Origin of the sequence: Pantoea sp. CCBC3-3-1 (assembly GCF_007981265.1) — a bacterium.
In the GTDB taxonomy this organism is placed as follows: Bacteria; Pseudomonadota; Gammaproteobacteria; order Enterobacterales; family Enterobacteriaceae; genus Erwinia.
The window spans coordinates 3,718,341-3,743,941 of sequence record NZ_CP034363.1 but is presented as its reverse complement, the minus strand read 5'-3'; the positions used below and the strand labels follow the sequence as shown (position 1 = coordinate 3,743,941).

Here is a 25,601-nt window from a genome sequence, read left to right as displayed (position 1 = left end):
GCCATAATGAGCTCATCATCGCCAGATGTTTCGCGGGATGCCGCCCGCCAGCAGGCTTTGCATCTGCTGAATACGCCGCCCATGGCGCAGCCGTCGGATCGGCGATGGCGCAAAATGGCGGCGCTGGGGCTGGGCATGCTGTTGCTGTCGCTGGCAGGCATCCTGACAGGCAGCGTGTTTTTCAGCCGCTCGGTTACACTAGCTCCCGTAGTGCCGGTTGCCGCCAGCGCGCCAGCCGTTGCCGTCAGCGCTTCCGCAGTCACTGCCGCAGGATTTATTAAAGCCGATCGCTTATCCACGGTATCTGCGGAGATCACCGGCACCGTAGAGGAGATTTATGTGCAGCGGGGCGATACGGTAAAAAAAGGCGATCGGCTGGCGTCGCTGGATGGGCGTTCGCTCAGGGCGCAGATCGCCGCGCTGAACGCCAACCAGCAAATGGTGGCGGGCAAGCTCGCTCAGGTCATGTCGCGCCTGCCACGAGCGCGTAATCAGCTGCAGCGGCTGAGCAGATTGTTGCCGCAGGGCTATGTCAGCCAGGACGATGTCGACAGCGCTAAAGCGGATCTGGACGCGCTGGAGGCGCAGCACAGCCAGTATCGGGCGGAGCTGCAGCAGGCAGGCTGGCAGTTGAAAGCCAGCGAGATCGATCTGTCGCGCACCGTGATTCGCGCACCGTTCGACGGCAGGGTGGTCTCGCTGGACGCCTCTCCTGGCGAGACGGTTTCGCCGGTTTCCGCAGGCGGCGGATTTACCCGCACCGGCATCGCTACCATTGTCGGTCTGGATAACTTCAATGCGGAGGTCTGGCTGCCGGAAAACCAGCTGGGCAAAGTGCAGCTACAGCAGAGCGTAACGCTGAAACCGGACGGCCTGCCCGATTATAGCGTTCAGGGAACCGTTAGCCTTATCTCCTCGGTGGTGGATGAGCAGCGCGCGGCGGTGTTGGTGGTAGTGAAACTTGCGCAACAGCAGCCCTGGCTGAAACACAACATGTCAATTCAGGTAGATTTTGATGAGTGAAACAAGCGGCCATGTGGTTCAGCTACGCCAGGTCAGTAAGGATTATCGCAAAGGCCGCGAGCGCATTGCGGTATTAAACGAGGTAGATTTCACGCTTGGCCCTGGCGAGATGGTCAGCATTATGGGGCCTTCCGGATCGGGTAAATCGACGCTGCTGAACGTGATTTCGGGCGTAAATACCTGCGATCGGGGCGAGGTATTTTTGCAGGGGCATCCTCTACATGGAAAACGGACGAGCGTACGTACCGAGCTTCGTGCGCGTCACATCGGCTTTGTTTTCCAGTTTTATAATCTGCTGCCGGTTCTGAGTGCTGAAGAAAATGTTGCGCTGCCGCTACATCTTTGGCGCATTGATGCGCGGCAGCGCCAGCAGCGGGTTAATGCCGCGCTCGAACTGGTAAATATGGCGCATCGTCGTCAGCACCGGCCTGATGAACTTTCCGGCGGTGAGCGCCAGCGCGTGGCGATCGCACGTGCGATTGTCACCAATCCAGATCTGCTGCTATGCGATGAGCCTACCGGAGACATCAGCCGGGAAGCGGGCGAAGAGGTCATGGAGATCATGCAGTTGCTGAGCCGGGAGCAAGGCAAAGCCATTGTCATAGTGACGCACGACGTTCAGGTTGCCGCGCGCGCGCAGCGTCAGCTTCAGCTCAGAGACGGTCAGCTCGTTCGTCGGGAAGCGCCATGAAATCAGCTTTTTACCTCTGGCTTTGGCGCTCCGCCATCCAGCAGCCACGCAGATTTATCATGCTCCTGCTGTTTGTCGCCAGCGGCGTAGCGTTATTACAGCTTACGCTAACCCTCGATCGCGCTTTCAGCCTACAGGCAAGCGACGGCCAGGCTGGCGATAACCGCTTGCTGGTGCTGAATACGCTAAGCTCACAGATGCCGTTGCCGCAGTTCTATCAGCAGAAAATTGCCGGGTTGCCGGATGTCAGCCGGGTAAGCTGGGGAGTCTGGGTTGGCGCTTATTACCGGCACCCGGGCTGGTTTGTTCCAGCCGTTGCCATCGAAGATCGTGACTATTTTTCAATGCTGCCATCGCTGAAAATAGCGCCAGCAGTGCTGGAAAGCTGGCAGCACGATCGCCAGGGCGTGCTGGTGGATAGCCGCTTCGCGGCCCAGTATCAGCTGAAAACGGGAGATCGTCTGCCTCTCTCTTCCACTATCTGGCAGCTGGCGCCGAATCCGATCCTCGATCTTTATATCACCGGCATTGTTGAAGAAACGCAAACGGACAACCCGCCTGCGGTCTGGATGCATTATGACTATCTGGAAAACGCCAGGCAAAATGGCAAAGGACTGGTGAGCTTTTTTATGGCCATGCCGAAACCTGGCGCTTTCGCTGAAAATGTCTCGCGGGAAATCGATCGTTTGTTCAGCGCAGAGCGAATGCGTGGAATGACGCAAACCGCGCCCGTGCGTATGCAGATGAAATTGTTTATGAGCAAATTGTTCAATTTCAGCCGGGTGATCTTTTGGGTCAATCTCGCGCTTTGCCTGCTGCTGGCGCTGTTGCTCAGCACTAATTTTTACGTGATGACCCAAAAAGCGCTGGACGACTATAGGACGCTCAGCTATTTGGGATTTGGCAAGGCGCGCCTGCTTAGAGCCGTCGCTTTGCAGCTTGCCGCGATTACGCTGGCCGGCGCGGCGGCGGGCGTTCTGTTATCGCTGTTGATCCTGTTTTTACTGCCGGGATTGTTTCCTTCCGCGTTAAGCGGCATAACGCCGCACTGGCAGGATTATCTCGCCAGCATCCTGCTGGTTCTGGCGCTCTCCCTTTGCTGCGGCCTGCCGTCGCTGCTTCAGATCGCGCGGCTGCGAGAGGAAGGCAAATGAACTTGCAACCTTCAAACCAGGGACACCAGCTAGCCGTGCTGCTGAGGATTGGCCTGCGTAACCTGTGGCGGCGACCGCTTTATCTTGCCGCCATCCTGACCAGCTTTATTTTTCTTTCGGTGATTGTCACCTCGCTGTTTTCCCTGCGTGAAGGGCTGATTAGCGCGCTGGAATCCAGCGCGGAACCGGGACTCTATTTTGCCCAGAGCAAAGATTCCTCCGCTGAACTCACCAGCACGATAACGCGCACTCAGGCTGCGCAGCTTTCGCGCCTGCCTGGCGTGATCGCACTGTCGCCTGAGTGGGTGGTACTGGCGCGCCTGAGTCCTGACAACACAGAAAAAGAGTATCTGGTGCGTGGCGTTACGCCTGCTGCCTTTACGCTGCTAAATGCCAACAGCCTGCCGCTGCTAAGGCTGACAAGCGGCAGGCTGTTCCAGCCGGGACAGAACGAGCTGTTGGTCGGGGCTTCGCTGGCACAGCACTATCCGGCTTTTCGACCCGGCGCGACGATTCGCCTGCATGAGCGCGAATGGAAAATTGTCGGCGAGTTTTCCACCGGAGGATCGCCACGTCAGTCTGAGTTCCTTGCCGATCTGGAACATATCCGCACCAGTTGGGGAGCCGGGCTTGATTACAACCTGGTCGCTTTTACCGGTAGCGCCAGCGATGCCAGGGAGTATCAGCAAGCGATGGCCGGTTCGCTCAGCGACAGGGTAACTATCAGCGACAGCCGGACGCACTATGCGGGCGGCAGCGAAGGACTAAGCCAGATGCTGCTGGGATTTGGGCTGCTCTTTTCACTACTGGCGGCGATTTCGGTGACAGCAGGCATTATCGCGCTCTGCGAATCGCTAATTGCTAACCAGCAGGATCAGTTGGCGATGCTGCTACTGCTGGGGTACGGCCGGATTATCGGCGCATCTTACCTCTGCCAGATAGTTCTGCCTGGCCTGGCTGGTGCATTGGCGGGTTCATTACTGAGTATGTTGTTATTTAACGGCATTACTTTTACTACTTTCGACCACGCGCGCGAGCTGGTATTTCCGCTGGTGGTGAGCGTCAGGATCCAGATAATCAGTGTCGCTTATGGCGTACTGGTCAGCTTTATCGCTTCGCTGTTTGTGCTACGCGCTATCAGCGCCGCGACCAAGGGGAAATAATGGAAAAGACCGAAGAGCGTTATGCCGCGCTGGGCAAAATTTATACGTTACGTACCTCTGTACAGCTGGCGACCAGCGCCGAGCAAAGTCGCAACCTGCTGTTCGCCGTGCGCGCCGGCAACTATCATCTGCTGCATGACGACCAGCAGAGCCTGATCGGCTATGTCACCTGGGCGGCTATCAATCGTGATGGCTGGCATATGCTGCAATGCCAGCAGCCGCCGTACTATCTTAGTGAATGGAGCGAAGGCCTGGTTATGCTACCAATGGATGTGGTGGTGTTACCCGAATGGCGGGCCGGACTACAACGATTGCTGCGTCCCGTCTGCCGCCAAATGCCGCAGCTCGCAGCATGGCGTCACGGACAACAGCCGCGCCTTTATCGCGTTCTGTGCCGGAGGAAGCATGACTAATTACACTGCAGCATGGTCTGCAGCGATAGCGACAGAACCTTTCGCCAGCTGGCGCATTACGACAGCGCGCACGCTCTGGCACAATCCAGATCGCCTACCTGAATATATGGTTAGTCAGGGGCTGCCGTGGACGGCGGAGAATATGGCGACACTTTGGGGATATGCCATCCCCGGCGGTGACTCCTTCCCGGCAGAGCAGTTTGATTTGCACAGCCCGGCCACGATGTATGCCGAAGCTTACGGCGGGGAAGGCGGGGCAGCGAACGGCGGCGGGGCCAGAGCGGGTAACCTACGCGGCGTTCAGCTAAAAGGCATTGGTGCCAATATGTTTGTCGGCGCCACAACGGACAAAAGGCATGGTTACGGAGCATTTTATCTGGAGCATGCCATTGTCGACGCCATTTACTCACAGCTGGTTTCCCGTCTTTTGCCCTTGGGCAGCGTCACAATATACGGCATTATCGACAGCGGTTTGACCATTCATTTTCGCGATCCTGAGAAGAACTATTACCACAGCGGCGCTGGCGGCATACTGTTGCGTGAAGAGTGTTTGCGGCTTGGACACTTCTTGCCCGCACAGGAGTTTGTCCCACGGCAGCACCAGCGGCAGGTGATGACAAATCCGCAACGAATGCGCCAGGTAATGCAAAAATTGATGGACAGCGGAAGAGGCGACAGCGCCATTGAACATTTATTGCTGAACTTTCTGGGAAGCAGCGCGAAACAACTGGCCTGGGCCAGGGCCAGCAGGCTCAAGCATGGCGCTCTGACGCCTTCTAATATTGGCGTGGACGGCCGCTGGCTGGATCTCTCACAGACCTCAATGTTGCCGCTTGGCGTCAACCAGCGTATTACTCCCCAGCGCCTGCCTTTTTTACAGGAGAGCTTTGCGCCGCCGGATTTCGCTCTGGAGGTGCTGCATTTTTATAATAAATATACTCAACGCCGCGCAACTCTGGGCGGCGCGATCCGCCATTATGATTTGAGTTGGCAGCGCGCTTATCAGGAGGCGCTGCTGGCGCAGAGTGGCATGCAGTTTACGCATACCACAGCTGCCGCGGCGGCGGCCGTTTGGGTTGAAGCATTAAGTCAAGAGATTAACAGTAATCCTCTGCCGTTTACCGATGCCGTGGATGAGAAGCAGCAGGATGATGGATTTACGGAGTTGCTGCTTTGCGCCTGGGCCGGACTGGATAAGCCAACATCCGATGCGCAGCAGCAGGCGCTTGGGGCGCTGATTGAGGCGGACTGGCAACAGGCGCAGGCGAGAGGCGGCTGGCTCAACAGGCAGCAGCACCAGCGTTGTTGCCTGCTGCGGGCATGGCGACGCAGCGCTTTTTCCCCCTTGTTCTGGCGCAGCCGGGTTTACCTGGCGGTGAACGATATCTGTCAGCCGGAAACCGGCGACGTGGCTGGATTAATGAATGAATTAACCGCGGTGATGGACTTTGCGTATGGCGCAGAATCAGTGGAAGGTGAGGTAGCCTTATTGAAACTGAACGACGTGCAGATTAGCTGGCGGCCCGTTACCGATAGCTATCGTTTGGTGCATCAGCAGCAAATTATTGAGTTCGCTCACGCCAGCGATCTGGCTCATGCTCTCTCCGCATTATCGCTAAATTGGACGCGCTGGCGTTTTGACTTCCGACGCCCGCTGCTGAGGCTGTTGGAAGCGCTTGGGTCTATTCAATGATTCACATTCCATCAACGTTCAGCCACGAGCTGGAAAGTATTGGTTTTAGCTGCAAGCGAACTGCGCAGTTGTTCTTGCTGATGCTCATGAGGAACGCTTTGTTTCGCAAGGAGAGAACGAGACTCTGCCCGATAGTTTATGGCATCGGCAAGGGTAACTGACGGGTAGGGGTCCATGCTCTTCTTCGCACGTTTTTTAGTGACAGGGCGAATGTAGCGAAACTGCCAGATTTTACTCCCTCTGAATGTGATCAGTAGCTTAAGGCTGTCGCCACCATAGAGAACGTAGTCCGCTTCCTTAGGTTTGGCGGATTCGATTTCTTTAACGGATAGAGATTTGGTTTATCTTGCCATTGCCGGGTTTCCATAGTTTTAGGCGCCTCAAAAACAATAAAGCTTTACGGGATGCCTAAAAGGTTCGGATTTAATTAGTTGGTTTCAGACTTCGCGGGACAAATTGAGGGTACAAAAAAGCCCGCAGGGCTTGCGCCGTGCGGGCTTTCAGGACTTCATCGGATGGTTCTTGTGGGCTGGCGGAATCTGAATAGGCTACGCAAGCTAATGTAAAATTTGGGTTTTATCCAATTCAACTTTGTTCCGTGTACCTAAGTGTGTACCAATTATAGGATCTCATACCTCGGAACGGCTTTGCTAGGATAAGCAATGGCCAGCCCAAAATCCAAATAAAATGATTTAAGAGGAAGGTGTTCACACTGTTCACTTTTGGTTTTTCTATCGTTATTTCATCACGTTAGATAGTGAAGGCTTTAAAGTGGGATATGCGCAAGTGTGCACTAAGAGTGATCACCTTAGCCAAAACGTTAAGAGTTGGCCGAAGGCGGTATGCGTGATGTGAGGTGATCAGGTGGTGAATGAGGGCAATAGTCAGCTTTTGCCATGAGCGGAAGTAGCTAATAATTGTCAGTATTGGTAACTCCGGTGCAGGTCAGCCATTCGCAACTAAGCCTTAGCCGTAGCCTCGAAACGCCATGAGCGGAAGTTGGTACAGTAGATTGTCTTAATTAATACTGGCAGTTCAGAACTGATTACACCAAGTTAGAGTGCTCTTAATAACATTAATTTTAAACACCAGCCTTAACTAATTTAAATTTAAACGCTTTTATCATTATAAATAACCCCAAGTTAATTGAATTATTTTTTGACAAAAAACATAAATTACTACTTGATGACCCATTCGTTTGGGTCAAGGTATTTATTAATTACACTCAATAAAGAAAGGGTTATATATTTAAGTTATTAAATATCGAATATATCTCAAACTTAACCAATTCAGGTAGGCCGTTTAATGTCGAATAGTTATTTTCAATCCAAGCCTTACAATCTAATTCATCGTAGTTATCAGCGGCAATGAATTCTGAAATCATAACAGCCGAAGTCCTAGAGAATCCAATGCTGATAAGAGATATTTGAGTTTTTAAGCTTACACCTAATTCAAGGAAAACCCCAATATCTTCAACTCTGTCTACAAGATCGCCTCTATCTCGTGAAATATAAAAATCCTTGAGGAGGTCGTTGTAGCAAGAGAGCAATTTAGGTGCTTCATAACGAGCTATTTTTTCCACATCTTCCATTACTTCTCTGATAACAGACGCCTCCTTAAACACTACATTCTTCTTCTCTAGATGAGCTATTTTTCCGGCTATTAAACGTGCTAATGGATAACCTCTCATCCAGTTTACTACCAGTAAAGCTATGAGATAGGCACCACGGGAGTTATGACCAAGAGATTTACTCATAGTATCAGATATACGTGTAAAAGCAGCGACATAAGATTGAAGTGCATGATAATCCGAAGGATCTGATAATAGCAGTGATTCTAGTTCTGAGTCTTGTTTTTTGTTAAATCTTTCCCACAGTGATTGCATTAAAATTGGGCTTACTCCCGGATTTCTTGCAACTATATCATGAGAGAAATCCAAGCTATCTAATATTTCAGATACTGCACGATCAAGGTTGTCTATATCGTCTAATCCATATTTTTCAAAAAATGGATTATTAACTAAACCTTCATGAAAATATGAAGATATACACAGGTAGCTTAATAAGCTTTGTAATCCCGGGTTTCTTTGGGTCATGCCGTAATGATGTGGGGAGTCAATATATGAATAAAGGTCATCCACCTTTTCATTAATACCGTCTGTCGCTCGAACTATTTTAATATCTTTTTTACTTATCGGTGGAGTACCATTCCAGATTTTCTCATTATTGGTGTCAACACAGATAACGTTCCCCTGAAATTCCTTACCCCAACGTCCCGCTCTCCCAGCTAGATTCCAAAAATCGTCAGGTCCCATCGGTGTGCTTCTTCCTTTTTTAGGACCTCTTATAAAGATATTTTTACATGCCATATTTACACCTTCAACCAACGTCGATGTGCAAACTAAGTAACGTAACTTTCCTTTCGAAAAGAGACGTTCAATTTCACTTTTGATAATCATCGGCATATTGCCGTAGTGATAGGCTACCGATTTTCTCAGTGTGTAATTTAAGGTAAACCTCTCATGTATAACCTTTCTACTTAATTCAATTAGATTTTCAATCTCGTCATCTTGAATTGGACTATCAATACCATCTGACAATTGGCGTGCCGTAGTTTCTGCTTCTGCGGCTCCATTAACATACACAACATTTCCATTAGTATGTTTTCCGAGAGAAAGCGCAACAAATGGTAACCTTTTACTGACATGCGATGGGGTAAATTCTAGTTTAAAATCCCCAACATGATTTTTTTCATCTCTTAAAAACAAATACATTGACCAATCTTTACTACTCAATGCTTTTTGTTCAACCCAGATAAGATTCTGATTTACAGTTACATAATTACTTTTTACAACGCTCTTTCTTACTCTATGAGGTGCATCTGTTAACAATACTTCTGGATTTGATGTGAACGGGCTTGCAAATATAACTTTCACTTTGTAATTTCTGGTGCATGTCATTTCTAATACATATTGCAGGAAAATCCCACGCATTGAGTCGCCAATTTTATGCGCCTCATCAACTATTAATAAATCGACCTTGAAGGCGCCATTTAAAGAATTATTGAAAATGTTTAACCGTTCTTGTGTGAAAACAAAAATATTTGTTTTGTCCGCATCAAATGAGCTTCTTAATGGTAAGGACTGTATATTAACATCCCCCCTGCCACCCACAGCCCTAATTAATGAGTCTGATACTTCTGTTATCAATGCCCTTGTAGGAACTAGGTAGACAACCACACACTTCTTATTTTTACTAATAAAATCCTCTACCCAAGACTCTAATATAAATGATTTACCTACAGACGTGGGCGCAGAAACGCTGACCCATTCACTCTCCAATGCAGCATCCCAAAACGCAGCTTGAAATCTGTTTACGTAAATATCTTTCTCTGTTCCAACCTCAACACTGTGTTCAATTTTACGGCGTGTGACTTCTACTTGACCAGCTATGGGTAATCTTAATTCAAATTTGCCTTCAATAAGGTTTTTTTTAACAGCCAGATTTAACGTTGCATAATTTGACAGTGTATCAAGTATTAGTGCAGCATGATCTTTCCTAACTTCACTGCTTTCATTTTGCAAGCAAAACTGAGCGATCCTTAGTGCTGCATCTTGACACAAATCATTATCCGACTGAGAAAGAACACTTCCGCAGGTCAATAAGTAGCCAATATCATCACTATCTGGTGAGCCTGATTCAAGAGGTTGCAAATCAGGAAACTGATTGATCACAGACTCAATGTTAAGGGCTTTAAATTTTCGGTAAAATCCAGGGTTATTTATTAACCAATTAGGTAGGCTTTTCATTATTCGCTATCTCCTGAAAAGGAGCCTAAAAGTTTTTTTCTAAAATCCTCAACTGAAGGAAATGGTAAAATAAATACATGCATTGAGAATCTATTAAGTTTTTCTTCTGATAGGCGATCTTTAACTCGTGACCGCCACTGCTCAAACTTTAATCTAATATTTGCAACTAAGTTTTCGAGAGTCTGAGAATGGGCGTCTTTTGGATAGTTTTTACTATCAAAACCGACTAAACATATACCTCTATACTCCAACTGATTAAACGCGGGATCATCTGGGTCAAGGAACTTCTTCAACGCATCTTCAAGCTCTGGATCATCCAGATTCATAAAGTCGGTAAGTAATTGCATATCTCGAGATTCGGCACTTTCCAAACCCATATTTCCTGAAACCAAGGGGGCAACGCTCTTCATACATTCATAGATAGCGCTAGTGGCACTCGAATAAAGCTTAGATTCTCCCCAATATAGGCAAAGTTTCTTGGTCTCCCGATCAACCCCCATATACACACCGTCAGCACCATGGAAATGCATCTGAGAGCTAGTTTTTAAACTCATCTTACATATTATCTGTGGTAGTTTTAAAAATCGCTCTGCAAATAAAAATAAAATGAGTTCACCTCCTTCTCCACTGTTTGCGAGGCGAGTAAATAAACTCAATGATTGTAGGAATAATTTCCCATACTTTACCGTCGTTCCAGAAAGCTGCTGATGTTTAAGTGCAGCGTTAATTTTACTCCTTGGGATGGCATAATCTATTATGTTTACCATCAGATACTCAATCATGGTATCGATTTTAGGTCTTCCACTACCATCGAGATTTACACAATGAAAGTGGCATGTAGCGGATGTACCTTCAATCAGTGAGTGAGATTCAATTTCATGAAAATAGCTACTAAGAGTATCCCCATCATTTCTTGCAAGTTTTTCTAAAGCTGCATGTAAAGCATCCATGTAAAGTCCTTTTAATTAGAAATTACTTAAAATGAAACGCAAAGCCACCATTCTTTAATCGCCTAAGCGATAAGAGAACTTGAAATTGGGAAAGTCACAGGTTGCTATTAATGAGCCCGATGAAAGTGGTGTGTTTGTTTAATTTACCGTTCATATAGCATTAGCAAATTATTGAGTTGATCAATTTTCCCCTTCAATCTACTCTACTCTGGTAAAAGAGTAAAACACCTTCTAGCCATTTCTTGATTTTTAACGTATCTGGCCAGATCCGCATTGACTCATACTAGATACTGTTAGCTATGTCCGAAGAACGCTGTGAGTTCAATGGGTCGATGCAACGCTATCCTTAATCAAGGGGGGACGTTGCCATGAAACGAAGAACGCGGATCAACTACACGCCAGAGCAGAAGGCGATTATCTGGGACAGATATAAGCAAGGTGATTCCCTGCATGATATCGCCAGAATGTTCGACAGATATCATTCTTCTATTATGCCCACTATCCACCAGACTGGTGGCTACCGCCCTCCCGTGCGAAAGCGGCACCGGTTAGCGCTTTCGCTCGATGAAAGAGAGGAGATATCCAGAGGGCTGATAGCAAAACTCAGTATCAGGGACATCGCCGCCAAATTATCAAGAGCGCCCTCAACGATTGGCCGCGAGGTCAGGAGGCACGGAGGTGCTAAACAATACCGTGCAGCTAAAGCCGATGCTACTGCGTGGGAAAATGCTCTGAGACCAAAACCTTGCAAGCTAATTGAAAGCCCCGCGTTGTGTAAAATCATTGCAGAGAAGATGCATCAGGACTGGTCACCGGAACAGATCGCCGGTTGGCTGAAACGCTATTATCCGGATAATCAGGAAATGCATGTGTCACACGAAACGATTTATAAAACGCTTTTTATACAAACCCGGGGGGCATTAAAAAAAAGAGCTGCCGCAATGCCTCAGAAGCGGAAGAGCGGTTCGTAGATCCAGAACGTCATCGCTTAAAGGGAAAGGGTTAGGATCAATCCCGGATGCGATACCAATAAGCGAAAGGCCACCTGAAGTTGCAGACAGAGCCATACCGGGTTACTGGGAAGGTGACCTGATCCAGGGCTCGAAAAACTCCTGTATCGTCACTCTCGTAGAACGCCATTCCCGCTTTGTTATGCTGGCCAAAATCAGAGACAACAAGACCATAACGGTTATATCTGCGCTCATAAGACAAGCCCGGGAATTACCTGTTGAGCTTTATAAAACACTAACATGGGATCGGGGGACTGAAATGACTGGCCACACCCAATTTACTGTAGCGACAGACATTCAGATTTATTTCTGTGATCCTCAATCTCCCTGGCAACGCGGCTCAAATGAAAATACAAACAGATTACTCAGACAGTATTTTCCAAAAGGAACGGACTTATCAGTTCACAGCCAACAAAGACTAAACCGTGTCGCCAGACAGCTCAACGAGAGGCCGAGAAAAACGCTAGACTATGAATCACCCGCAGAGCTGTTCAATCAATGTGTTGCATCCATCGGTTGAACTCACAGCACAAACCAGACTATCAGATTCGATTGCGATCTATCTACGATTCATCCAAGACAGGTTTGAGCCAATGCACCTTGCTAGGAAAACACTAGTCCAGCTCAAAACTTAGCCCACAAGTTTTAACCCCGTTTTCCCACTTTCAACAATGCTCCCACTATCGGCCTTGCTAACAAAATTAGCCCACCACTGCATCATCGGACGACGTTGCTCAAGGTAATCGCTACGGTTGTATGCGCGACGTACCTCATTTTTGTCTACATGAGCCAGTGCTGCTTCAATGACATCAGGCGGGAATCCTTCCTCATTGAGTGCCGTACTAGCGATAGAACGTAAACCGTGTGATACGAGTACGCCCCCTTAGCCTGCACGCTTAAGAGCTGCATTCACTGTCTGGCTGTTCATCGGCTGGGTAGGCTTAATGCGATTGGGAAAGATAAACTCTCGGCCACCACTGAGTGACTTCATCATTTCCAGAATAGAGAGAGCCTCATCGGATAGTGGAACCGTATGGTCCCGGTTCATCTTCATTCGAGCTGCAGGAATTTTCCATTCGCTAGCATTGAAATCGATCTCTTCCCAACGGGCTTCAGCCGCTTCGGCAGGGCGGGTGATGGTAAGAAGTTGCCACATGAACAGGCATCGTGTTGAAAGACTAATGCTAGCCGTTCGCATTGTCTGCATTAGCTGAGGCAACTGATCGGGACGAATGCTGGGCATGTTTTTCTTCTACGGCTTCTCGAATGCCTTTCCAATATTGACACTAGGAACCGCATCAATTAGCCCCGTGTTTTGGGCATAGATCATGACCTCATTAATGCGTTGGCACAGGCGACGAACAGTTTCCAATGCTCCTCTGGCCTTAACAGGTTGAACGGCCTGAACCAGTGTATGAGCTTTAATATCTGCAACGCTAACGTCTCCAATCGCAGGAAAGACATCCCTCTCAAGAGAGCGCCAGATATCTTCTGCATAGTCCGCTGTCACACTGGCTTTCTTCACGTTCCACCAACGTTCTGCCACGAGTTGAAAAGTATTAGTTTTGGTTTCCAGCGAACTGCGAAGTTGTTCTTGCTGATGTTCCTGTGGATCGGTTTGTTTCGCCAGGAGAAAGCGAGACTCTGCTCGATAGGTTCTGGCATCAGCAAGCGTAACTGACGGGTAGGGCCTATGCTCTGCTTCGCACGTTTCTTGGTGACAGGGCGAATGTAGCGAAACTGCCAGATTTTACTCCCGCTGGATTTGATGAGTAGCTCAAGGCTCGCCATCATAGAGAACGTAATCCGCTTCCTTGGGTTTGGCAGATTCGATTTCCTTAACGGAGAGAGGTTTAGTTTGTCTTGCCATTGCCGGGTTTCCATAGTTTTAGGCACCTCAAAAACAATAAAGCTTTATGAGGTGCCTAACAAGGTGCCTAAAAGGTTCGGATTTAAATAGTTGAGTTCGGACTTTGCGGGACAAATTGAGGGCACAAAAAAGCCCGCAAAGCTTTCACTTTGCGGGCTTTCAGGACTTCATCGAATGGTTCTGGTGGCCATCGATCAAGAATTTGGTGGAGCTGGCGGGAGTTGAACCCGCGTCCGAAATTACTACACCGTCGGCACTACATGCTTAGTCCAGTCTTTACATTCGCCGGTTAGCTGCGAACGGACACGCTACTAACAAACTAGCCTGATTGAATTTAGTGCTTCAGCCCCAGGCAGGACATCCACACGATCTCTTTTGGGTTTGACCTCTCTTGATCCCCGTCCTAAGAGCGGAGGCTAGGGAGAGAGGGCTCTTAGCAGGTTATTAAGCTGCTAGGGCGTAGTTTTCGTCGTTTGCGACTATTTTTTTGCGGCTTTTAACGAGGCCAACCGCCCCTCGGCATGCTCCTTGGGCTTCGCAAATCCCGTCGAATCCAGAATCAGCCCCAAGTACTGTGAAGCAGTATAACGAAAAACCTGTCGCTATGCCAGTAGGTTAGCGATTTGCGTGTTTCATAATACGTGCTTTGTCTAATTTCCACTCACGATCTTTAATATCGTCGCGTTTATCGTGCTCACGTTTACCTTTCGCCACGCCGATTTTCAGCTTGGCCCAGGCGTTTTTCCAGTACATCGACAGCGGCACAATGGTGTAGCCGTCGCGATTGGCTTTGCCAAACAGGGTATCCAGCTCGCGCTGCTTCAGCAGAAGCTTGCGGGTTCGGGTAGGATCGCAAACCACGTGAGAAGATGCGCCAGTCAGCGCCTGGAACGTGGCGCCAAACAGGAACGCTTCGCCATCGCGTAGCATGATGTAGCTTTCGCTGATGTTCGCCTTACCTGCACGGAGAGATTTGACTTCCCATCCCTGGAGCGACAGACCCGCTTCGAACTCTTCTTCAATGAAGTATTCGTGGCGCGCCCGCTTGTTCATGGCAATGGTGGCAGAACCGGGTTTATGTGCTTTTTTCTTTGTCATAGTGCAACTTAGTGTACATGAAGCGGTGAATGATGGCATCCCCTGTAACAACAAGCGCGGGGAAAAGCGCTATTTTAGCAGAACGCTGGCGGCTGAGAATTTTTGTTTGTTTGCCGTCGATGGTATTATTGAAAAGTTTAAGATTAACAGGAAATGTTATGTCCCAGATTAGTCGTTCCGCGCTGGTCCCCTACAGTGCTGAGCAAATGTTCCGGTTGGTAAACGATGTGGATGCCTACCCGGAGTTTCTTCCAGGGTGTACCGGCAGCCGGGTACTGGATGCCAGTGAACAGCAGATGACGGCATCGGTGGATGTTTCCAAGGCCGGGATCAGCAAAACCTTTGTTACGCGCAACACGCTGACCAACAATCAGAGCATTCACATGCAGTTGGTAGATGGGCCGTTCCGTAAGCTGACAGGCGGCTGGGTGTTTACCGAGCTGAGCGAAGATGCCTGCAAGGTAGAGCTAAACCTGGAGTTTGAATTTACCAATATGCTGGTTGAAATGGCCTTCGGCCGCATCTTCAAAGAGCTGGCCAGCAGCATGGTTCAGGCGTTTACCAAGCGCGCTAAAGAGGTCTACAGTGCCTAATATCGCGGTCGAAGTTGTTTATGCCTTACCGGAAAAACAGTATTTCTACACGGTGAACGTGGAAGAGGGCGCGACCGTTGAGCAGGCAATCAAGGCTTCAGGCATTTTGGAGCTGCGCAGCGATATCGATCTTACCCGCAACAAGGTTGGCGTTTTTAGTCGTCCGGTGAAGCTGGGCGATGAGGTGCAGGCCGGCGATCGGATTGAGATTTATCGTCCGCTATTGGCCGATCCAAAAGAGCTACGTCGTCAGCGCGCCGAACGCGCGGCAAAAAAATAAGGCGCTAAAAGCGCCTTATCTGTCAAACCTCAGCGCAACGGATTACGTCACCGTTGCTGTTCTGTTACTGCTTGCCTGAAGCCAGTTCAGGTTTGTTATCAATGTTAGTCAGCGTGCCGCTACCATCAAAGGTCAGCGTCAGCGTCTGCTGCTTAACAGGCTCATGGCCTGGCTCCTGACGGAAAACGTAATACCAGACGTTGCTACCAAAAGGATCGCGCATCATCGGCGTGCCCAGGGTGTAAGCCACCTGCTGTTGGGTCATGCCGGTATGGATTTTAGAAACGTCATTCGCAACCAGGTAGTTTCCCTGGTTGATGTCTGGCCGGTAAACCACTCGCTCCAGAGTGGAACATCCAGCGGTCATCATCAGAAGAACCACCGCCGCAGCAGTCAGCGTTTTACAGCGCATAAGTATCTTTATTCCTTTTCGGGCCAACACCTTGGGCATCTGGCTATTTTATTTGCCAGCCTGAATCCGATCGGCAGTCCTGCGCTCTCGCCATGCAAAACTGCTTAACCTGACTCACGCTGGCGACAACAGTTACGCCAGATATCCCGTGCATCAATGACCGGCATCTGGCTGTATCGGATTATCGCTTCGATAACAGCGTAAGAAGCCGATGATAATAAACCTTTCCGCAGTTTGAAACCTCTACGGAACAAGCTTATGACCACAAGGGGCCAAAAAAGTGCGGTATCAGGCCGCTAAAAGCTCTTTCGCATTCGCCAGAGTGTTACGCGTGACTTCGCTGCCGCCCAGCAAACGGGCAAGTTCCTGAAGACGAGCGCGCTTATCCAGCGGTCGCATATGCGTTTCGGTCATTTCGCCGTCGGTCTCTTTACTGACGTAGAAATGCTGATTGCCACAGCCTGCAACCTGCGGCAGGTGAGTCACGCACATGACCTGAGTCGATTCCCCCAGCTGGCGCAGCATTTTACCGACCACCGCAGCGGTTGGGCCGCTGATCCCCACATCCACCTCATCGAAAATCAGCGCAGGCGTATCCATCTTGCGGGCAGTGATAACCTGAATCGCCAGCGCGATGCGGGAGAGTTCACCGCCTGAAGCCACTTTCGACAGCGGCTGTAATGGCTGGCCAGGGTTGGTGGTAACGCGGAACTCGATGCGGTCAGCCCCTTCAGCCGTAAGATGATCGCTATTGAACTGTACCTCAATAGCCAGCTGACCGTGCGGCATCGACAGCGTATGCATACTTTCACCAATCAGCTGGCTCAACTCTTCGGCGTAGTGCGCACGGCGCTGATGAAGCTGTTCAGCACAGCTCAGGGCGATTTTGTGATGCTTAGTCACGGCGAGCGTCAGTTCATCCTGATCGCTCTCCTGCTGGTCGAGCAACGCCTGCTCTTCCAGCAGCTGCTGATGAAAGACGGGCAGATCTTCCGGCGAAATATGGTGTTTGCGCGACAGGGCGATTTGGCGTGACAGGCGCTGTTCCAGCTCGTAAAGCCGGTTAGGATCGAGGTCCAGACGTTCGCAGTAATGGCGCAGCTCATCGCTCGCTTCGCTTATCTGAATAGCGGCCTCATCCAGCATTGAACAGACGCCGTTCAGCTTGTCGTCCATCGAAACCAGCTCGCTCAGCAGCTGCTGGGCGGTATACAGCTGATTCTGTAACGTATTGCTTTCACCATCGGCGAGCAGCATCAACGCCTGTTGGCTGGTTGAAAGCAGCTGCCCGCTATTGGCGAGACGCTTATATTCTTCATCAATGTTTTCATATTCGCCCGCTACCGGCGCAAATTCGTTCAGCTCTTTCAGCTGATACTGCAACAGCTCGCGACGGGCTTCGCGCTCCTGCGACAGCTGCTGGTGTTGCGCAAGGATGCGGCAGCTCTGGTGCCACTGACGATAGCTCTGCGCCATCTCCTGCATCAGGCTGGTTTCACCGGCGTAGCCATCCAGCAGCGTTTTCTGATGTTCAGGCTTCAGCAACAGCTGGTGAGCGTGCTGACCGTGGATCTGAATTAACAGCTGGCCTAAGTCGCGCAGTTGGGAAAGGGGGACGGCGGTACCGTTGATAAAGCCACGTGAACGGCCGTCGCTGCTGATAACCCGACGCAACAGGCACTCGTTACCTTCATCAAGCTGGTTATCAACCAGCCACTGCTGGGCGGATGGCGTATCTTTGAGGGAAAATCTGGCACAGATGTCGGCGCGGGTCGCACCCTGACGCACCATATCGGCTTCAGCGCGACCGCCCAGGCACAAGCCTAAAGCATCAATTGCAATAGACTTACCCGCACCGGTTTCGCCGGTAATCGCGGTCATGCCACGCTGAAAATCGATTTCAAGTTCACGAACAATCGCAAAATTACTGATGGTCAGTTGTGCCAGCATCGTTAACGTTCCTGTATGAAAACACAGATATGGTTTTTCATACAGTATATACTGGTTTTATAACCAGTAAAGTAGCTGGCTGTCGATTTTAAAACAATTTTTTCGACCAGCCGAGTTTCGAACTCAACGTATTAAAGTAGTTATAGTTTTCTGGATGGATCAGATTAAGGTGATCGTCGTTGCGGCGAATCAAAACATCCTCGCCTTCCTGAATTGGCAGCGCAATTTGGCTGTCACAGCTGATTTCCAGATCGCTGCGCATATGGGAAAAGCGCAGCCGGATAGTGCTGTTGCTGTTAATCACTAATGGTCGGGCTGAAAGCGTGTGCGGAAACATCGGCACAATTACAATCGCATCCAGAGAAGGCGTTAAAATTGGCCCACCAGCAGAAAGCGAATAGGCGGTCGAGCCGGTTGGCGTTGAGATAATCAGGCCATCGGAGCGCTGCGAAAAGGCAAACGTTTCATCGATATACACTTCGAACTCAATCATATGCGCGACCTTGCCGGGATGCAGCACCACCTCATTGATGGCGGTGCCTACACGCGGATCGCGTCCCTGACGACATACCTGCGCTTCCAGCAGAAACCGGCTTTCGGTGATATATTTTCCTTCCAGCACGTCGGCGAGCTGCTGCTGAGCATTGTCCGGATCAAGATCGGTCAAAAAACCTAAATTGCCGCGGTTGATGCCAATCACTTTAATATCGTAACGCGCCAGTACGCGCGCTGCGCCAAGCATGTTCCCATCGCCGCCTACCACAACCGCCAGATCGGCTTTCTGGCCAATCTCTGCCAGCGAGCCGGTCTCGACGTCAGAGAGGTTCAGCTCGCGTGCAATTTGCTGCTCGATAATCACTTCATAGCCCCTGGCGGTGAGCCAGCGGTAGAGCATTTCGTGCGTCGTCAGCGCGGTAGGATGGCGCGGATGGCCCACAATACCGATGCAGTTGAAATGGTTGTTCATGATGCTGGCGTTCCTCATGAGGTAAACTACCTCAGACAATGTGACGGGTTCCCTTGAAACCGCAATTCTGATCCCCATAATAAGCGAACCAGCGAGATGAATGTGCACAAACGCGGAGAATTTCATGAGTAGTAAAGAACAGAACACACCAAACGAGCAAGTCTCAGACGATATTGAGATGGAACAGGCAAAAAACCAGGACGCAGAGACAGCAGAAGTGGTGGATTCACGCGACGAGCGGATTGCCGAGCTGGAAGCCCAGCTGGAGCAGGCGCAGGGTGGCGTACGTGAAGCCCAACTGCGTGCGCAGGCTGAGATCGAGAACATCCGTCGCCGTGCCGAACTGGACGTGGAAAAAGCGCACAAATTTGCGCTGGAAAAATTTGCTAACGAGCTGCTGCCGGTTGTCGATAGCCTGGAGCGTGCGCTGGAAGTTGCAGATAAAGACAATGCTGAGCAGGCTGCAATGATCGAAGGTATCGATCTGACGCTGAAATCCCTGCTGGGCGCCGTACGTAAATTCGGTGTGGAAGTAGTTGGCGATGTCAACGTGCCGTTCAACCCGGAAATCCATCAGGCGATGTCGATGATTGAGTCTGAAGACGTTGCACCAAACCACGTGCTGATGGTGATGCAACGTGGCTACACGCTGAACGGTCGCCTGCTTCGCCCGGCGATGGTTGCAGTAGCAAAAGCCAAAGGCTGATTGCATTGATTTAAAAAAAGCCCCTCTCGGGGCTTTTTTTATGCGCGTAAATCCGCGGTGATTGACCTGTTCAGAAACCCGCAGCGCTTAATCCTGACGCGGCAGCGCAGGCATCCAGTCGATCGGCTTTTGGTTATGTTCTTCCAGCCACTGATTGGTTTTGGAAAAGTGGCCACAGCCGAAAAAGCCGCGATGTGCCGACAGCGGGGAAGGGTGAGGCGCCTGTAATACGTGGTGGCGATCTCTGTTAATGATGCTGCCTTTTTTCTGCGCGTGCGAACCCCACAACAGAAACACGACGCCCTCACGATGTTCATTGATGGCCGCAATAACATGATCGGTAAAGGTTTCCCAGCCAAAGCGGGCATGAGAATGTGCCTGACCGGCTTCCACGGTTAGCACCGTATTCAGCAACAGCACGCCCTGACGCGCCCAGCTTTCCAAAAAGCCGTGGTTAGGACGCTCGAATCCCGGAATATCAGTCACCAGTTCTTTATACATATTCACCAGCGAAGGCGGAACCGCCACGCCCGGTAAAACGGAAAAGGCCAGACCGTGTGCCTGATTGGGGCCATGGTACGGATCCTGACCGAGGATCACCACTTTCACTTCGCCCAGTTCTGTCAGCCGGAATGCATTGAACACATCTTTTTGCGGTGGGTAAACGGTTTTACCGGCCGCGCGCTCTTTTGCCACCTTTGACAGCGTTTCGATGAAATACGGTTTTTCTTTTTCCTCTGCCAGCACATCGTGCCAGGTCAGTGCATTGACCATGTCCGCCTCCTTTGGGGTAATCAGACCGTAGCTTAACGCGAATCGTTAGCACGATAAAATTAAAAAAAAGTTTAAATTTACAAAAAAAGTTCGTGTTATTACCGCTTAATCTGTCGATAAATCAAAAAGTTGAAATATGCCTCAAATCTGACGAAGTCGCGTTATTGATTTCAATCAAAGTTGCTCAGTTCTCAGCCTGTTATATAGGTTGCACAGTAAATTTAATCCGTTTTTCACTGCCGATCGTCGATCGGCGTTAAACCGCCTGGGAGGCAACACTATGATTTCCGGAATTCAAATTACAAAAGCAGCGAATACGGCCCTGCTCAACTCTTTCTGGCTGCTGGATGACGAAAAAGCTGAAGCGCGCTGTGTGTGTGCTAAAGCGCAGTATCAGGAAGATCAGATCGTGCCGGTTAGCGATCTCGGACAGATTGAGTATCGTGAGATCCCACTGGAAGTGAAACCCCAGGTGCGCGTAGAAGGTGGACAGCACCTGAATGTAAACGTGCTGCGCCGTGAAACGCTGGAAGATGCCGTTAAGCATCCTGAAAAATATCCGCAGCTGACCATTCGCGTCTCCGGCTATGCTGTTCGCTTTAATTCTTTGACGCCAGAGCAACAACGCGACGTTATCGCACGTACCTTTACAGAAAGCCTGTAATTCACAGCGGTAAATGCGCGTTAACACCAGGGAAATATCTCTCGTGTTTGAAAACTGCATCAGGGGTGAATTTTGTACAATCTTCTGAAAAAAAAGGATTTTTATTGCTTTATCTCAGCAATGTAAAGATAACTCATGCCTGATAGCAGCTGGAAAGATTCAATCGTTGTGAATCCGGTATTTCCAGATGTTTAGTGAAAAAAAAACCGCCATCATCAGGCGGTTTTTTGTTGTAGCGATGATTTATTCAGCGCTGTCTGTTTTAGCCGCAGAGCTTGGCTTACGACGCTTACCGACATTTTTGGCATCGCGGTGACGTTTCTTCACGCGCGGCTTAGTCTCTTCAGTCTCTTTCTCTTTCTTCTCTTTGCGTTTCGCCAGCGCTTTCTTCGACGGTTTGCCGTTCAGTTTTTCACTAGGCGCGCGGGTTGTCGGACGCAGCTCATCGATGGTACGGGCTTTTAGCGGCTCGTTGATGTAGCGACTAACTTTACCCAGCAACAGGTTGTCATGCGCTTCGACCAGCGAAATCGCAATACCTTTTTTACCAGCACGACCGGTACGGCCGATACGGTGCAAATAGGTATCAGAAGTACGAGGCATATCGAAGTTGAACACATGGCTGACGTCATCGATATCGATGCCACGTGCCGCAATATCGGTCGCAACCAGCACGTTAACACGGCCTTCAACAACGCGTTTAATCGCTTCGTTACGCTTGAACTGCTCCAGCTCGCCTTCAAGATAGCTGGTGTTGATGCCTGCATCACGCAGCCAGCCGCACAGCTCATGCACACGCTCACGTTTACGCACAAAGACCACGGCGCGCGTCGTTTCAGGCTGCTTCAGAAGGTGGATAAGCATCGCCGTTTTATGCTTGATATCATCAGCACGGTAATACCACTGCTGGATTTTCTTACGTTCGCGACGGGCAGGATCGGCTTCAATCTCAACCGGCTCATTCAGCAGGCGCTCAGAGAAGTCTTTAATCGCATCGCCTTCCAGCGTGGCGGAAAACAGCAGCGTTTGCTTACGCCAGCGCGTTTCAGCAGCAATGGTTTCGATATCCTGACCAAAGCCCATATCCAGCATGCGGTCGGCTTCATCCAGAATCAGCGTCTCGACGGCGCGACAGTCAAAGTTCTCTTCTTTGATGTATTGCAGCAGACGACCGGTGGTAGCTACCACGATGTCCTGGTTTTCGCTGAACACTTCAGCATGGTTCATAAAGGCGACGCCGCCGGTGATGGTAGCGATATCCAGATGGGTATGCTTCGCCAGTTCGCGCGCCTGCTCCGCAACCTGCGTAGCCAGTTCACGCGTAGGCGTCAGGATCAGGATACGTGGCGGGCCGGATTTTTTACGCGGGAAATCGAGCAGATGCTGTAGAACAGGCAGCAAATAAGCCGCTGTTTTGCCTGTACCGGTTGGTGCCGAACCCAGAACGTCGCGACCCTCCAGTGCAGGCGGGATCGCAGCGGCCTGGATAGCAGTGGGGCGCGTGAAGCCCTTTTCCTGCAAGGCATTCAGCAGGCTTTCATCAAGTTCGAGTTCGGAAAAAGTGGTTACAGTCATGGTCTACCTCAGTTTGGGGCGCTGATTATAGACAGATTGAACACGATCTTCATCTGTTTGTGTGGTCTGAATGACTTTTCCTTGTATCTCAATTGTCCTATGCTAGCGCCGTTTCCCTTTCAGGTCAGTCAAATGTCGCAACAGAAAGCGCATCTGCGCGCTAATGGTTTTACCTTTAAACAATTTTTTGTCGCTCACGATCGTTGTGCGATGAAGGTCGGCACGGACGGCGTGTTGCTGGGTGCCTGGGCGCCCGTAGCGGGTGCGACAAGCGTACTCGATATCGGCACTGGCAGCGGTTTGATTGCGCTGATGCTGGCGCAGCGTACTGCTGAAAACGTGCGGATCGAGGCTGTTGAGCTGGATGAACAGGCAGCCGGACAGGCGCGGGAAAACGCCGCGGCGTCAAAATGGGCCGATCGTATTACCGTTCATCAACACGATATTCGTCACTGGACGGAAAAATGTGAGCAGCGCTATTCGCTGATTGTCAGTAATCCGCCTTACTTTGTGCCTGGCGTGGAGTGCGCGACGCCGGAACGAGCGTCTGCCCGCTACACCACGGATTTGACGCACGATGTATTGCTGGGCTGTGCGGAAGCGCTGATCACGGAAGAAGGTTATTTCTGTGTGGTTTTGCCCGCCACAGCCGGTAATGCGCTGGTGGAGCTGGCATTACAGCGCGGCTGGCATCTGCATTTCCGTACCGACATCTCAGATAACGAAACGCGTCCGCCTAACCGCGTCTTGCTGGCGCTTTCCCCTAAACCGGGCGAGCAGTTTATTGACCGGATGACGATTCGTGGGCCCGATCAGCGCTATTCTGAAGCCCATTGCAGCCTGACCCGCGAGTTTTATCTGTTCCGCTAATCAGGGAACCAGAATGGTCGGCTTCGCTTCCGGCAGCCTGTTCGGGTAGTCCAGCGTGTAGTGCAGCCCGCGACTCTCTTTTCTCGCCATGGCGCTACGCACAATCAGCTCTGCCACCTGCACCAGATTACGCAACTCCAGCAGATTGTTAGAGATGCGGAAATTGGCATAGTACTCATCAATTTCCTGTTGCAGCAGGCTGATACGGCGCAGCGCGCGCTCCAGCCGCTTGGTGGTGCGCACGATGCCCACGTAGTCCCACATAAACAGTCGCAGTTCGTGCCAGTTATGCTGAATGATGACTCTCTCATCCGAATCGTCGACGCGGCTTTCATCCCAGGCTGGCAGGGTTTCTGCTAAAGGAACCTGCTGCAAATAATCATGGATGTCGCCGGCTGCTGACCAGCCGTAAACCAGGCACTCCAGCAGAGAATTGGAAGCAAGGCGGTTTGCGCCGTGCAAACCGGTATAGCTGACTTCGCCGATAGCGTATAAGCCAGTAACGTCGGTTCGCCCCTGTTGATTCACCATCACGCCGCCACAGGTATAATGCGCGGCGGGAACGATTGGGATGGGTTCTCTGGTCAGATCGATGCCCAGCGTTTGCAGCTTTTCATCAATCATCGGGAAGTGCGCCCGAATAAAATCGGCCGGTTTATGGCTGATATCCAGATACATACAGTCAGCGCCCAGCCGTTTCATCTCATGATCGATAGCCCGTGCCACGACATCCCGGGGAGCAAGCTCTGCCCGTGGGTCAAAATCCGGCATAAAGCGCGTGCCGTCCGGACGTTTCAGTAACGCACCTTCGCCTCGCAGCGCTTCTGTCAGCAGGAAATTTCTGGCTTCAGGATGGAACAGGCAGGTGGGATGAAACTGGTTAAACTCAAGATTGGCGACCCGGCATCCCGCCCGCCACGCCATGGCAATACCGTCACCGGAAGCCACATCAGGATTGGTGGTGTATTGATAAACCTTAGCGGCACCGCCTGTGGCTAATACCACAGCGCGAGCGCGGCAGGTCTCAACTTTTTCCCGTTTGCGGTTCCAGAGGTAAGCGCCCACCACGCGTCGTTCGCCAGGCAACCCGATTTTATCGGAAACGATCAGGTCGACCGCGTTGCTGCGTTCAATCAGGCGAATGTTGGGATGGCTCAGCGCCTGGCTGACCAGCGTGTTTTCAACCGCGCGTCCGGTTGCGTCCGCGCTGTGCAGAATGCGTCGGTGGCTGTGACCGCCTTCACGCGTCAGGTGATAGCGAGGATCGTGGGTGTCAGGGCTTTCTTTATCGAACAGCATGCCGTGGTCAATCAGCCATTGCACGCAATCCCGGGCGTTGCTGGCGATAAAGGAAACCGCTTCGCGATCGCAAAGCCCGCCGCCAGCGATTAGCGTATCTTCTACATGGGATTCAATGCTGTCGGTTTCATCGAAAACAGCAGCAATACCGCCCTGAGCATAAAACGTTGACCCTTCGCTAACCGGGCCTTTACTCAGCACGGTTACCTGATGATTTTCCGCCAGACGAAGCGCCAGTGAAAGACCGGCCGCGCCGCTCCCGATGATTAACACGTCACAACTGTATTCTGATGAAGAGGTCATAGTGTTTAATTTACTAAACAGGTTGTTTGTTGAGCATAACCGCAACTTCCCGGCGCGGTCACGCTTTTTTTTGCGCCCATTTGCGGTAAAAAACCCACGTCATGCGTGCAGAGTTGTCTGAGATTGCACTTATGGACTGGAATTATTACCCGCAGCGTTTACTATGCCGAACAGAAAGCGGGCCGCATGATTTTAAGATGAAAAAATGGGCTTCTTGGGGTACTCTGCGGCGTTGAAGGGGATCTTTTTGCGACAAAAGCAAAAACCGGCAGCGGACTATCCGTCATAACGCACAACAACAATCGCCGGTCCATCCTTACCTTCACAACATCACA

General features: G+C 50.6%; 20 protein-coding genes, 1 other RNA gene and 3 pseudogenes. 12 read left to right on the top strand and 12 right to left on the bottom strand.

Annotated features, from left to right (window positions below):
• The first annotated feature begins 6 nt into the window (after positions 1–6).
• Genes EHV07_RS17495 through EHV07_RS17470 form a run of 6 tightly spaced genes read left to right on the top strand, consistent with a single transcriptional unit; the run spans position 7 to position 6,137 of the window.
• Positions 7–1,023, top strand: coding sequence for an efflux RND transporter periplasmic adaptor subunit (locus EHV07_RS17495; protein WP_147199352.1), 1,017 nt, complete (start codon positions 7–9; stop codon positions 1,021–1,023).
• Positions 1,016–1,714 (top strand): ABC transporter ATP-binding protein, encoded by a 699-nt coding sequence (locus tag EHV07_RS17490; RefSeq protein WP_147199350.1) that lies wholly within the window; start codon positions 1,016–1,018, stop codon positions 1,712–1,714. The genes EHV07_RS17495 and EHV07_RS17490 overlap by 8 nt, the downstream gene beginning before the upstream one ends.
• Entirely contained in the window at positions 1,711–2,868 is a 1,158-nt protein-coding gene (locus tag EHV07_RS17485) for an FtsX-like permease family protein (RefSeq protein WP_147199348.1), read from the top strand. The genes EHV07_RS17490 and EHV07_RS17485 overlap by 4 nt, the downstream gene beginning before the upstream one ends.
• Complete coding sequence (locus EHV07_RS17480; protein ID WP_147199345.1) at positions 2,865–4,031, top strand: ABC transporter permease; 1,167 nt, start codon at positions 2,865–2,867, stop codon at positions 4,029–4,031. Before EHV07_RS17485 ends, EHV07_RS17480 begins: the two co-directional genes overlap by 4 nt.
• A complete protein-coding gene (locus EHV07_RS17475) occupies positions 4,031–4,444 on the top strand; it encodes a hypothetical protein (protein ID WP_147199343.1) in 414 nt (137 codons plus the stop codon). Before EHV07_RS17480 ends, EHV07_RS17475 begins: the two co-directional genes overlap by 1 nt.
• Entirely contained in the window at positions 4,437–6,137 is a 1,701-nt protein-coding gene (locus EHV07_RS17470) for a hypothetical protein (RefSeq protein WP_147199340.1), read from the top strand. Before EHV07_RS17475 ends, EHV07_RS17470 begins: the two co-directional genes overlap by 8 nt.
• Before the next feature lie 14 nt (positions 6,138–6,151).
• Here the strand turns inward: EHV07_RS17470 and EHV07_RS17465 are convergent.
• The 3 genes and pseudogenes from EHV07_RS17465 to EHV07_RS17455 form a co-directional block, all read right to left on the bottom strand.
• A pseudogene (locus tag EHV07_RS17465) lies at positions 6,152–6,454 on the bottom strand (integrase arm-type DNA-binding domain-containing protein); the annotation flags it as partial.
• Positions 6,455–7,377: 923 nt separating this feature from the next.
• Positions 7,378–9,945 carry a DEAD/DEAH box helicase gene (locus EHV07_RS17460; protein WP_147199337.1) on the bottom strand — a complete coding sequence of 856 codons (2,568 nt, stop codon included), beginning with the start codon at positions 9,943–9,945 and terminating at the stop codon, positions 7,378–7,380.
• Positions 9,945–10,895, bottom strand: coding sequence for a DUF1837 domain-containing protein (locus EHV07_RS17455; RefSeq protein WP_147199335.1), 951 nt, complete (start codon positions 10,893–10,895; stop codon positions 9,945–9,947). The genes EHV07_RS17460 and EHV07_RS17455 overlap by 1 nt, the downstream gene beginning before the upstream one ends.
• A gap of 368 nt (positions 10,896–11,263) precedes the next feature.
• Here EHV07_RS17455 and EHV07_RS17450 point away from each other — a divergent pair.
• Positions 11,264–12,425: pseudogene (locus tag EHV07_RS17450) on the top strand (IS30 family transposase).
• Positions 12,426–12,536: 111 nt separating this feature from the next.
• On the opposite strand, the pseudogene EHV07_RS17445 reads toward EHV07_RS17450, so the two are convergent.
• The 3 genes and pseudogenes from EHV07_RS17445 to smpB all read right to left on the bottom strand — a co-directional run bounded on the left by EHV07_RS17445 (position 12,537) and on the right by smpB (position 14,873).
• A pseudogene (locus EHV07_RS17445) lies at positions 12,537–13,775 on the bottom strand (integrase domain-containing protein).
• A 203-nt stretch (positions 13,776–13,978) separates the two neighbouring features.
• Positions 13,979–14,342, bottom strand: a transfer-messenger RNA (tmRNA) gene (gene ssrA / locus EHV07_RS17440).
• A gap of 48 nt (positions 14,343–14,390) precedes the next feature.
• Positions 14,391–14,873 (bottom strand): SsrA-binding protein SmpB, encoded by a 483-nt coding sequence (gene smpB, locus EHV07_RS17435; protein WP_147199333.1) that lies wholly within the window; start codon positions 14,871–14,873, stop codon positions 14,391–14,393.
• Between the two features lie 158 nt (positions 14,874–15,031).
• Here smpB and EHV07_RS17430 point away from each other — a divergent pair, with 158 nt between their 5' ends.
• Positions 15,032–15,466, top strand: coding sequence for a type II toxin-antitoxin system RatA family toxin (locus EHV07_RS17430; RefSeq protein ID WP_217363415.1), 435 nt, complete (start codon positions 15,032–15,034; stop codon positions 15,464–15,466).
• Positions 15,459–15,746, top strand: coding sequence for an RnfH family protein (locus EHV07_RS17425; protein ID WP_147199329.1), 288 nt, complete (start codon positions 15,459–15,461; stop codon positions 15,744–15,746). The genes EHV07_RS17430 and EHV07_RS17425 overlap by 8 nt, the downstream gene beginning before the upstream one ends.
• Positions 15,747–15,810: 64 nt before the next feature.
• Here EHV07_RS17425 and bamE read toward each other — a convergent pair whose 3' ends face one another.
• The 3 genes from bamE to nadK form a co-directional block, all read right to left on the bottom strand.
• On the bottom strand, positions 15,811–16,158 hold the full coding sequence (gene bamE / locus EHV07_RS17420) for an outer membrane protein assembly factor BamE (protein WP_147199326.1): 348 nt from the start codon (positions 16,156–16,158) through the stop codon (positions 15,811–15,813).
• A gap of 288 nt (positions 16,159–16,446) precedes the next feature.
• A complete protein-coding gene (recN, locus tag EHV07_RS17415; protein WP_147199324.1) occupies positions 16,447–18,108 on the bottom strand; it encodes a DNA repair protein RecN in 1,662 nt (553 codons plus the stop codon).
• Between the two features lie 88 nt (positions 18,109–18,196).
• Positions 18,197–19,075 carry an NAD(+) kinase gene (gene nadK / locus EHV07_RS17410; RefSeq protein WP_147199322.1) on the bottom strand — a complete coding sequence of 293 codons (879 nt, stop codon included), beginning with the start codon at positions 19,073–19,075 and terminating at the stop codon, positions 18,197–18,199.
• 124 nt (positions 19,076–19,199) lie between these two features.
• On the opposite strand from nadK, the gene grpE reads away from it, so the two are divergent.
• Positions 19,200–19,781 carry a nucleotide exchange factor GrpE gene (gene grpE, locus EHV07_RS17405; RefSeq protein ID WP_147199321.1) on the top strand — a complete coding sequence of 194 codons (582 nt, stop codon included), beginning with the start codon at positions 19,200–19,202 and terminating at the stop codon, positions 19,779–19,781.
• A gap of 87 nt (positions 19,782–19,868) precedes the next feature.
• Here grpE and ung read toward each other — a convergent pair whose 3' ends face one another.
• Entirely contained in the window at positions 19,869–20,555 is a 687-nt protein-coding gene (gene ung, locus EHV07_RS17400) for a uracil-DNA glycosylase (protein WP_147199319.1), read from the bottom strand.
• Positions 20,556–20,835: 280 nt separating this feature from the next.
• On the opposite strand from ung, the gene grcA reads away from it, so the two are divergent.
• The gene (grcA, locus tag EHV07_RS17395) at positions 20,836–21,219 is read left to right on the top strand and encodes an autonomous glycyl radical cofactor GrcA (RefSeq protein ID WP_147199317.1); all 384 of its coding nucleotides are present in this window, start codon (positions 20,836–20,838) and stop codon (positions 21,217–21,219) included.
• Between the two features lie 243 nt (positions 21,220–21,462).
• On the opposite strand, the gene srmB is transcribed toward grcA, so the two are convergent.
• Positions 21,463–22,794 carry an ATP-dependent RNA helicase SrmB gene (gene srmB / locus EHV07_RS17390; RefSeq protein WP_147199315.1) on the bottom strand — a complete coding sequence of 444 codons (1,332 nt, stop codon included), beginning with the start codon at positions 22,792–22,794 and terminating at the stop codon, positions 21,463–21,465.
• A gap of 132 nt (positions 22,795–22,926) precedes the next feature.
• Here srmB and EHV07_RS17385 point away from each other — a divergent pair, with 132 nt between their 5' ends.
• On the top strand, positions 22,927–23,664 hold the full coding sequence (locus tag EHV07_RS17385; protein ID WP_147199313.1) for a tRNA1(Val) (adenine(37)-N6)-methyltransferase: 738 nt from the start codon (positions 22,927–22,929) through the stop codon (positions 23,662–23,664).
• Here EHV07_RS17385 and nadB read toward each other — a convergent pair whose 3' ends face one another.
• Complete coding sequence (nadB, locus tag EHV07_RS17380) at positions 23,665–25,266, bottom strand: L-aspartate oxidase (RefSeq protein ID WP_147199312.1); 1,602 nt, start codon at positions 25,264–25,266, stop codon at positions 23,665–23,667. It lies immediately after the preceding gene.
• Positions 25,267–25,601 lie beyond the last annotated feature (335 nt).

What these genes read in the sequence shown, in the direction of transcription:
- EHV07_RS17475 (WP_147199343.1), top strand. Translation starts at nt 4,031, where the DNA reads ATGGAAAAGACCGAAGAGCGTTATGCCGCGCTGGGCAAAATTTATACG.
- grcA (WP_147199317.1), top strand. Translation starts at nt 20,836, where the DNA reads ATGATTTCCGGAATTCAAATTACAAAAGCAGCGAATACGGCCCTGCTC.
- bamE (WP_147199326.1), bottom strand. Translation starts at nt 16,158, where the DNA reads ATGCGCTGTAAAACGCTGACTGCTGCGGCGGTGGTTCTTCTGATGATG.
- smpB (WP_147199333.1), bottom strand. Translation starts at nt 14,873, where the DNA reads ATGACAAAGAAAAAAGCACATAAACCCGGTTCTGCCACCATTGCCATG.
- EHV07_RS17495 (WP_147199352.1), top strand. Translation starts at nt 7, where the DNA reads ATGAGCTCATCATCGCCAGATGTTTCGCGGGATGCCGCCCGCCAGCAG.
- EHV07_RS17470 (WP_147199340.1), top strand. Translation starts at nt 4,437, where the DNA reads ATGACTAATTACACTGCAGCATGGTCTGCAGCGATAGCGACAGAACCT.
- EHV07_RS17385 (WP_147199313.1), top strand. Translation starts at nt 22,927, where the DNA reads ATGTCGCAACAGAAAGCGCATCTGCGCGCTAATGGTTTTACCTTTAAA.
- nadK (WP_147199322.1), bottom strand. Translation starts at nt 19,075, where the DNA reads ATGAACAACCATTTCAACTGCATCGGTATTGTGGGCCATCCGCGCCAT.
- EHV07_RS17480 (WP_147199345.1), top strand. Translation starts at nt 2,865, where the DNA reads ATGAACTTGCAACCTTCAAACCAGGGACACCAGCTAGCCGTGCTGCTG.
- recN (WP_147199324.1), bottom strand. Translation starts at nt 18,108, where the DNA reads ATGCTGGCACAACTGACCATCAGTAATTTTGCGATTGTTCGTGAACTT.
- EHV07_RS17460 (WP_147199337.1), bottom strand. Translation starts at nt 9,945, where the DNA reads ATGAAAAGCCTACCTAATTGGTTAATAAATAACCCTGGATTTTACCGA.
- nadB (WP_147199312.1), bottom strand. Translation starts at nt 25,266, where the DNA reads ATGACCTCTTCATCAGAATACAGTTGTGACGTGTTAATCATCGGGAGC.
- srmB (WP_147199315.1), bottom strand. Translation starts at nt 22,794, where the DNA reads ATGACTGTAACCACTTTTTCCGAACTCGAACTTGATGAAAGCCTGCTG.
- grpE (WP_147199321.1), top strand. Translation starts at nt 19,200, where the DNA reads ATGAGTAGTAAAGAACAGAACACACCAAACGAGCAAGTCTCAGACGAT.
- EHV07_RS17430 (WP_217363415.1), top strand. Translation starts at nt 15,032, where the DNA reads ATGTCCCAGATTAGTCGTTCCGCGCTGGTCCCCTACAGTGCTGAGCAA.
- EHV07_RS17490 (WP_147199350.1), top strand. Translation starts at nt 1,016, where the DNA reads ATGAGTGAAACAAGCGGCCATGTGGTTCAGCTACGCCAGGTCAGTAAG.
- ung (WP_147199319.1), bottom strand. Translation starts at nt 20,555, where the DNA reads ATGGTCAATGCACTGACCTGGCACGATGTGCTGGCAGAGGAAAAAGAA.
- EHV07_RS17485 (WP_147199348.1), top strand. Translation starts at nt 1,711, where the DNA reads ATGAAATCAGCTTTTTACCTCTGGCTTTGGCGCTCCGCCATCCAGCAG.
- EHV07_RS17455 (WP_147199335.1), bottom strand. Translation starts at nt 10,895, where the DNA reads ATGGATGCTTTACATGCAGCTTTAGAAAAACTTGCAAGAAATGATGGG.